This is a genomic window from Trichloromonas sp. (genome assembly GCF_041583255.1).
Classification (GTDB): domain Bacteria; phylum Desulfobacterota; class Desulfuromonadia; order Desulfuromonadales; family Trichloromonadaceae; genus Trichloromonas.
On record NZ_JBFHGD010000149.1, the window covers coordinates 1 to 8,353 of the forward strand.

7 protein-coding genes and 1 riboswitch are annotated in these 8,353 nt (G+C 63.2%); of the genes, 4 read left to right on the plus strand and 3 right to left on the minus strand.

Annotated features, from left to right (window positions below):
• Positions 1-23: 23 nt before the first annotated feature.
• The 3 genes from purH to alr all read right to left on the minus strand — a co-directional run bounded on the left by purH (position 24) and on the right by alr (position 4,096).
• On the minus strand, positions 24-1,589 hold the full coding sequence (purH, locus tag ABYV89_RS11855) for a bifunctional phosphoribosylaminoimidazolecarboxamide formyltransferase/IMP cyclohydrolase (RefSeq protein ID WP_432823165.1): 1,566 nt from the start codon (positions 1,587-1,589) through the stop codon (positions 24-26).
• A gap of 101 nt (positions 1,590-1,690) precedes the next feature.
• Positions 1,691-2,923, minus strand: a complete 1,233-nt coding sequence (locus ABYV89_RS11860; RefSeq protein WP_432823166.1) for an ASKHA domain-containing protein — start codon at positions 2,921-2,923, stop codon at positions 1,691-1,693.
• A 48-nt stretch (positions 2,924-2,971) separates the two neighbouring features.
• Positions 2,972-4,096, minus strand: coding sequence for an alanine racemase (gene alr / locus ABYV89_RS11865; RefSeq protein WP_432823167.1), 1,125 nt, complete (start codon positions 4,094-4,096; stop codon positions 2,972-2,974).
• Positions 4,097-4,260: 164 nt separating this feature from the next.
• On the opposite strand from alr, the gene ABYV89_RS11870 reads away from it, so the two are divergent.
• From ABYV89_RS11870 to ABYV89_RS11885, 4 genes are all read left to right on the plus strand, one after another.
• Positions 4,261-4,446, plus strand: a complete 186-nt coding sequence (locus tag ABYV89_RS11870; protein ID WP_432823168.1) for a CooT family nickel-binding protein — start codon at positions 4,261-4,263, stop codon at positions 4,444-4,446.
• 40 nt (positions 4,447-4,486) lie between these two features.
• A riboswitch (TPP riboswitch) is annotated at positions 4,487-4,591 on the plus strand.
• Positions 4,592-4,666: 75 nt separating this feature from the next.
• The gene (gene thiD, locus ABYV89_RS11875; RefSeq protein WP_432823169.1) at positions 4,667-6,094 is read left to right on the plus strand and encodes a bifunctional hydroxymethylpyrimidine kinase/phosphomethylpyrimidine kinase; all 1,428 of its coding nucleotides are present in this window, start codon (positions 4,667-4,669) and stop codon (positions 6,092-6,094) included.
• Between the two features lie 75 nt (positions 6,095-6,169).
• The gene (gene thiC / locus ABYV89_RS11880; protein ID WP_432823170.1) at positions 6,170-7,468 is read left to right on the plus strand and encodes a phosphomethylpyrimidine synthase ThiC; all 1,299 of its coding nucleotides are present in this window, start codon (positions 6,170-6,172) and stop codon (positions 7,466-7,468) included.
• Positions 7,469-7,931: 463 nt separating this feature from the next.
• The coding region (locus tag ABYV89_RS11885; protein WP_432823171.1) for a CBS domain-containing protein at positions 7,932-8,353 on the plus strand (422 nt) is incomplete at its 3' end.

Below are 8,353 nucleotides of genomic sequence, written 5' to 3' on the forward strand. Positions count from 1 at the left end.
AGATTGGCCAAAAGGGCCGCTTCCTAGTGCCTAAAGTGGCGCATACCTGTGAAAACCATGGCGATGCCGTGCTCGTCGGCGGCGGCGATCACCTCTTCATCACGGATCGAGCCGCCCGGCTGGATGACAGCGGTGACGCCGACGGCGGCGGCATTGTCGAGGCCGTCCCGGAAGGGGAAGAAGGCGTCCGAGGCCATGGCCGAGCCCTTGACGTCGAGGCCGGCATGCTCGGCCTTGATGGCGGCGATGCGGGCCGAGTTGACCCGGCTCATCTGGCCGGCGCCGACGCCGATGGTCATACCGTCCTTGCCGTAGACAATGGCGTTGGACTTGACGAACTTGGCCACCCGCCAGGTAAAGAGCAGGTCCTCCATCTCTTTTGCGGTGGGTGCCCGCTTGGTCACCACCTTGAGGTCGGCCGACAGCAGCAGGTCGGTATCCTGCACCAGCAGGCCGCCGTTGACCCGTTTGAAGTCGAGGCGCTGACCCGGCTCGGCCGGCCACTGTCCGCACTCGAGCAGGCGCACGTTCTTCTTGGCGGCGACGATGGCGCTCGCTTCGGCGGATACGGCCGGGGCGATGATCACCTCGACGAACTGCTTGTCGCAGATCGCCTTGGCGGTGGCCCCGTCGAGCTCGCGGTTGAAGGCGATGATGCCGCCGAAAGCCGACTCGGGATCGGTGGAGAAGGCGCGCTCGTAGGCCTCGAGCAGGGTTTTACCATAGGCGACGCCGCAGGGGTTGGCGTGCTTGACGATGACGCAGGCCGGCCCTTCGGAGAACTGCTTGACGCATTCGAGAGCGGCGTCGGTGTCGCCGATATTGTTGTAGGAAAGCTCCTTGCCCTGAATCTGGCGAGCGGTGGCGATGGAGGCCTCGGTGATATTCTTCTCGACGTAGAAGGCGGCGCTCTGGTGAGGATTCTCGCCGTAACGCATCCCCTGGGCCTTGTGATACTGGAAGGTCAGGGTCGGCGGGAACTCGGCGGAGTCGGCATCGAGCTTCTTGCCGAGCCAGTTGGAGATCATGCCGTCGTAGGCGGCGGTGTGCTGATACACCTTGACGGCCAGACGGAAGTTGGTGTCGCGGGAAACCGCGCCGCCGTCGGCCTTCATTTCAGCGAGGACAGCCGCATAGTCGCGGCAGTCGACGATGACGGTCACGTCGCGGTTGTTCTTGGCGGCGCTGCGCAGCATGGTCGGGCCGCCGATGTCGATATTCTCGATGGCGTCCTCGAGGGTGCAGTCGGCCTTGGCCACGGTCGCCTCGAAAGGGTAGAGGTTGACTACCACCATGTCGATGGGCTCGATGCCGTGCTCCTGCATCTTGGCCACGTGCTCGGGGTTGTCGCGCATGCCGAGCAGGCCGCCGTGAACCTTGGGATGCAGGGTCTTGACCCGGCCGTCGAGCATCTCGGGAAAACCGGTGAATTCGGAGACGTCCTTGACCTTAAGGCCGCTGTCGCGCAGCAGCTTGGCGGTGCCGCCGGTGGAAAGGATCTCCACCCCGTACCCGGAAAGTTCTTTGGCGAATTCAACGATGCCGGTTTTGTCCGACAGACTGATCAGGGCACGCTTGATGGTAGCCATAAAATATCCTTTCTTTCTGACTATTTATAAACGATGGGTCGAAACAAATACTGTTTACGGCACGCCAAAAACACGAAAAAACCGTCATCCTGGCGGTTTTTTCAAAAATCTATCGCATGCAGAAAAGCCTTTTCAAAGGCGGGAGTGCCCGACAACGGGTAGGGGGTCAAGGCCCCGACCAGGGATTCCAATCGCCCTGCCGCCTGCGGTTCGCGGAGATAACGGCTCACCCCTTCAAGGGCGCCAGCAGGGACAAAGCGTACCTTATCTACCATGTTTCCCGGCAGCATGGCAACCCTTTTCAAGGCCTCCGGCGCCAGCGAAAAGCCGAATGCGCCGGTCATCACCACATCCTCAACCTGCCCGACGGCAACCCCGGCCCGCTGCAGGAGACATTCGACCCCGGCCCGCACCGCCCCCTTGGCCAATTGGAAGCTGCGCAGGTCCTGCTGGGTCACCAGCAGGTCCGTCGCCGCGTCCCGGTACAGCCGCAGGGCCCGGCCGCCGGCGGCTTCCGCCGTATAGCGCGCCAGGTTGGTATCGACCGCATCGGGATCGGCGATGGTCCCGTGCCGGTCAATCAGCCCGCCCTCAAGGGCCGCCGCCACCACTTCGACCAGGCCGCTGCCGCACACCCCGATTGGCGGCTGGCCGCCAATCGTCTCGAGCCTCAACCAGTCGCCGTCCAGGCGCACGCGACAGACGGCCCCCGGCAGCGCCGCCATGCCGCTGGCGATCTCGCCCCCTTCGAAAGCCGGACCGGCAGGCACCGAGGTCACCCACCAGCGGCCGCCGGAAAACAGGGCCATTTCACCATTGGTCCCCACATCGACATAAAGAGTCGTGACCAAAGGCGCAGGACAACCGAACAGAAACGCCACCAGGTCGCCGCCGACATAACCGCTGACCTGCGGAAAGAGAAAAAGGGGAACCGGCAGATCGAGGGAGAGTTCGGCGGGCGACAGCAGCGCCGCTTCGGGATGGCGCGGGCGATGGGGAGGGTACAGGATCGGCTCGACCGGCAGGCGGCGCAGCAGGTGACAGATGGCGGGATTGGCGGCAGCGGCGGCGGCGCCCAGGTCGGCTCGCCGGCAGCCGGACTCGGCCAGCAGATCGGCCACCAGCGCTTCGATGCCGCCGACCAGCAACTGCTGCAGGCGTTCGCCCTCCCCGGCCAGGGCCGCCTCGAGTCGGCGGATAACGTCGCTGCCGAGCTGACGCTGCGGGTTGGCCAGGCGCCTCTCGGCCAGCACCGTTCCGTCGGCGGCGAAGAGACGCCCGGCGAGGGTGGTGGTGCCCAGGTCAAGGGCAAGGCGGAGTTCGGTTCGGGTCATATCCTCTAGCGCAGACCTGATAAAAATGGGAGTGCCCTTCTGATGATTTTATTCGCCGCAGTAGACCCGCGGCACCCGCTTGCTGACCTGGCAGAAAACCTCGTAAGAAATGCTGCCGATCCGCTCGGCCCATTCCTCGGCCGAAATGCGGTTGCCGTTGTCGCGCCCCAGCAGGGTGACCTGGTCTCCGACTTCGACCCCGGGGATATCGGTCACATCGACCAGCGTCCAGTCCATGCAGACGGTTCCGGCGACCCTGGCCCGCTGCCCGCGGATCAGCACTTCGCCGCAGCAGGACAGGCGCCGGTTGTAGCCGTCGGCGTAACCGACCGGAATCGCCGCCAGCACCGTCTCCCGCCCAGCTACGAAGCGGTGCCCGTAGGAAACCCCGGTCTCCGCCGGCACCCGCTTGACCTGGGCCACGCTGGTGCGAAAGCTCATCACCGGTCTGAGGTCGATGCGGCCGGCAAAACCGGGCGCCGGCAGCGCCCCGTAGAGAACGATGCCGGGGCGCACCAGGTTGCACTCGGGGATATCCCGGGTAAAAACGGCAGCGCTGTTGCCGATATGGATGAACTCGGGGGAAAAGCCGGCCTTGCGGACCCGGCCAAGACACTCGCGAAAACGGCCCAGCTGCTCGTCGGTAAAGGGTTTTTCCGGCTCGTCGGCCATGGCCAGGTGCGAAATCACCCCTTCCATGCGCAAGTGCGGCAGGGCCGCCAGTTCGGGCAGAATCCCGTCCAGTTCCTCGGGACGGAAACCGACCCGCCCCATGCCGGTATCGATTTTCAGGTGAAAGGCACAACTCGCCCCCTGGTCCGCAGCAGCCCGGTTGAGCCGATGAGCGGCTTCGAGGCTGTAGATTGCGGGGGTCAGCCGGAAATGGAGGATCTCCTGCTCCTGGCCGGGGTAAACCCCGCCGAGCACCAGGATCGGCCGCTCGATGCCGGCATTGCGCAGCGCCATCCCCTCTTCGGCTATCGCCACCCCGAACAGGTCGACGCCGGCCTGCTGCAGGGACAGGGAAACCCGGGCGGCGCCGTGACCATAGGCGTCCGCCTTGACCACGGCCAGGACCTGGTTGCCCGAACCGGCCCGCTGACGAACCTGCTGCAGATTGTGCCGAAGGGCGGCAAGATCGATTTCAACGTGAGTCGGACGGTGCCCGTGCATGACAAAATCCCTAAAAATGGAGGTAAAACCGAAATGTGATTTCTAGCATGCCGGTCAGCGGAGTGTAAAGGACAAACTCCCGCCCCGCCTTCACCTGCCGACAATAAGGTTGACAGCCATTGGTGAATCCGATAGGCTCGGCTGATAAAAACGGAGGGACTTGTATGTGCCTGGATAATGGAACGTTTCTTCTGATCAACAACGACGAAGAGATCAGCCTCGAGCATGTGGCCTCGATCCTGCCGACTGGCGGCGGGCTCAAGCTTGTCGATGTGTTCGGCAAGAGCCGCGAGATATCTGGCAGCATCAGCGAAATCGACCTGCTGAACAAGCGCATCGTCATCGGTTGACCGCAGAGAATTGAGCCGTGCCGGCTCTGCACCACTACAACTGAACCGCTAGGGGAGTTTTACACTGAGAGTTCCGCCACCGGCGGAGCGACCCTTGGAACCTGATCCGGGTGATGCCGGCGTAGGGAAGCGGCGACTCGAACCTGTCACGTTCTGATCGCCGTGTGCCCCCAGGCCCGGCGATTTTTTATTGACCCCAACAACGAGGGGGACAGCGCGTATGAAAACCATCGAAGGCCTCTACCTCATCACCGACCACAACCGGGACGGACAGCTGAAGCGCCGGGTGAAGGCCGCCCTCAAGGGGGGAACCCGGATCGTCCAGTACCGGGACAAGAGCCGGCCGGCCAGCGAGCAGGTTGACGAGGCTCGCGACCTGCGCGAGCTCTGCCACAAGTTCGGGGCCATTTTCCTGGTCAACGATGACCCCGAGCTGGCGCTGGCCTGCGAAGCTGACGGCGTTCACATCGGCCAGGGGGATTCGACCATCGCCGAGGCCCGCAAGCGCCTCGGCCACGACCGTATCATCGGCATGTCGACCCGCACCGTCGAACAGGCCCTCAAGGCCGAAATGCAGGGTGCCGATTACGTGGCCGTGGGGAGCATGTTTCCCACCGAGACCAAGCAGGACGCCGTGGTGGTGGGGATAGAAACCCTCAACAAGGTCCGCCGCGCGGTAAAAATTCCGCTGGTCGCCATCGGCGGCATCGACAGCAACGGCGCCAGCGAAGCGCTGGACGCGGGAGCGGATGCCATCGCCGTAATTTCCGCAGTAATGGGAGCCGCCTCGCCCGAGGTGGCCGCCCGCGAACTGTCGCTGCTGTTCAACCGCCGCAAGCCTCTCCCGCAGGGGCGGGTGCTGACCGTGGCCGGTTCCGACTCCGGCGGCGGCGCCGGCATCCAGGCCGACATCAAGACCATCACCCTGCTTGGCGGTTACGCCACCAGCGCCATCACCGCCCTGACCGCCCAGAACACCCGGGGCGTGAGCGGCATCCATCCGGTCACCGCCGATTTCGTCGGCGAACAGATCAAGGCCGTTCTCACCGACATCGGCAGCGACACCATCAAGACCGGGATGCTGTTCTCCCCGGAAATCGTCGCCATGGTCGCCCAGGCGATCCGGCGCCACTCGCTGATCGCCGTCGTCGATCCGGTCATGATCGCCAAGGGGGGCGCCCCGCTGCTGCAGCAGGAGGCGGTGGAAATCCTTAAGGTCGAACTGCTTCCCGAGACCTACCTGCTCACCCCCAACCTGCCGGAAGCTGAGGCTCTCACCGGCCTGCCGGTGGCAACCGAAAAGGACATGGAGCAGGCGGCCCGCAAACTGCAGGAAATGGGGGCCCGCAACGTCCTGATCAAAGGGGGGCACCTCAAGGGCGATGCGGTCGACCTGCTGCTCGCCGGCGACACGCTGCACCGACTGCCGGCGCAGCGGATCGCCACCGAAAACACCCACGGCACCGGCTGCACCTTTTCTGCCGCCATCGCCACCTACCTGACCTGCGGCCTGCCGCTGGTCGCCGCCGTCCGCGCAGCCAAAACCTTCATCACGAACGCTATCACCACCAACACCGCCATCGGTTCCGGCCACGGCCCGGTGAACCATTACCAGGCCGCCAGAAAAGAACCGATCCAGAAATCATAAATACGCTAAAGATCCACAGCATAAAGTGTCAAACGGGACTTGCGGCTGTGGAATCCCGACTTCAGAGGTTAACAAATGACTCAGCTCGAACTCGCCCGCAAGGGCATTATTTCAGACAAGATGAAACAGGCCGCCGCCATCGAGGGGATCGACCCCGAGATTCTGCGCCAGCGCATCGCCGAAGGAACCGCCATCGTCTGCCACAACAACCGGCACAGCAACGGCATCCCGCTGGCCGTCGGCAAAGGCCTGCGCACCAAGGTCAACGCCAACATCGGCACCAGCAAGGATGATAAAAGCATCGATAAAGAGCTGGAAAAGGCCCGCGTGGCCGTCGCCGCCGGCGCCGACGCCATCATGGACCTCTCCACCGGCGGGCCGATCGACGAAATCCGCGCCGCCATCATCTCGCAGACCAACGCCTGCATCGGCTCGGTCCCGCTCTACCAGGCCGCCGTCGACACCGTCACCCGCAAGGGCAAAGCGATGGTCGACATGACCGTCGACGAAATCTTCGACGGCATCATCAAGCACCTCGATGACGGCGTCGACTTCATCACTGTTCACTGCGGCGTCACCCGTGCCAGCGTCGAGCGGATGGACAAGGAAGGGCGGATCATGGAGGTCGTCTCCCGCGGCGGCTCCTTCACCATCGAGTGGATGACCCACAACAACGCCGAGAACCCGCTTTACGAGCATTACGACCGCCTGCTCGAGATCGTCAAGCCCTACGATGCCACCCTGTCCCTCGGCGACGGCTTCCGCCCCGGCTGCCTGGCCGACGCCACCGACCGCGCCCAGATCCAGGAGTTGATCATCCTCGGCGAACTGACCCAGCGGGCCTGGGACAAGGGCATCCAGGTCATGATCGAAGGCCCCGGCCACGTACCGTTGAACCAGATCGAAGCCAACATCCAGCTGCAGAAACGGCTCTGCCACGGCGCCCCCTTCTACGTCCTCGGGCCGCTGGTCACCGACATCGCCCCCGGCTACGACCACATCACCTGCGCCATCGGCGGCACCCTGGCCGCCGCCGCCGGGGCTGACTTCCTCTGCTACGTCACCGCCAGCGAGCACCTGGCGCTGCCGACCGTCGCCGACGTCCACGAAGGGGTCATCGCCTGCCGTATCGCCGCCCACGCCGGCGATATCGTCAAAGGGGTTCCCGGCGCCATCGATAAAGACATCGCCATGGCCAAGTGCCGCAAGGCGCTAGACTGGGAAGGCCAGTTCAAACTCGCCCTCGACCCGGAAAAAGCCCGCCGCATCCGCGCCGAGTCCGGCGTCGACGAAGAACACGGCGCCTGCACCATGTGCGGCGAGTTCTGCGCCTACAAGGTCATGACCGCGCGCAAGGAAAAGATCGCCGGCTGACGCCCCCCGGCCAGGATGCCGCGAGGGCAAACGCCAGAACGGTCAAGCCCTGCTGAAAACCAGGCAATAACAGCAGCGCCGCGGAGTCAACATGACTTAGCGGCGCTTTTTATATCAACCTTCCCGGGTCCCGGAATCCTGCACCGACCCCTGCGGATGCTTTTCGATAAACGCGTTTCGTTTTACGAAATATTGGCCATCACCAGCGGCATTCACTTCTTTGCTAACAGAATTGCTATTGTCTCTGGATAATTCTGTTACACTAGGAGCCTGTCGGGCCTTGCGGGCCGCAACGAAAAATCGGATGGTTGAGACCAGATATTCGAGAATTTGAGAGCGAATAGCTGGACTATTTGTCGAAAATTATCGGAGATATGGGCCAATCAGCCGATTTTGCAGTCGGCTCATGTAAAGTCCGACAGGCTCCTAGTACATCAATCCTTTGCAACCCACAGAGGCGGACATGTCGACATCCATTGCGCAGATACTGAGGCGAAAAGGGAGTCATGTCTGGAGCATCGCTCCGGATGCGACGATTTACGAGGCCCTGGCACTGATGGCCGAAAAAAACATCGGCGCGCTCGTTGTTTTGGATGAGGGGCGCCTGGTCGGCATCTTTTCCGAACGCGACCATGCCCGCAAAGTCGACCTTTGCGGGCTCTGCGCACAGAAAGCCACGGTTCGCCAGGCGATGTCGGAAACGGTCTACTACGTCGCGACTCAAACCTCGGTCGATCAAGCCATGGCCGTCGTGACCGAAAGCCGCAATCGGCATTTGCCGGTCATGGAAAACGACCAGCTGGTCGGGCTCGCTTCGATCGGCGACCTGGTCAAGGCCGCCCTTGATGAGAAAGATTTCGTCATCGAGCAACTCACCAAATATAT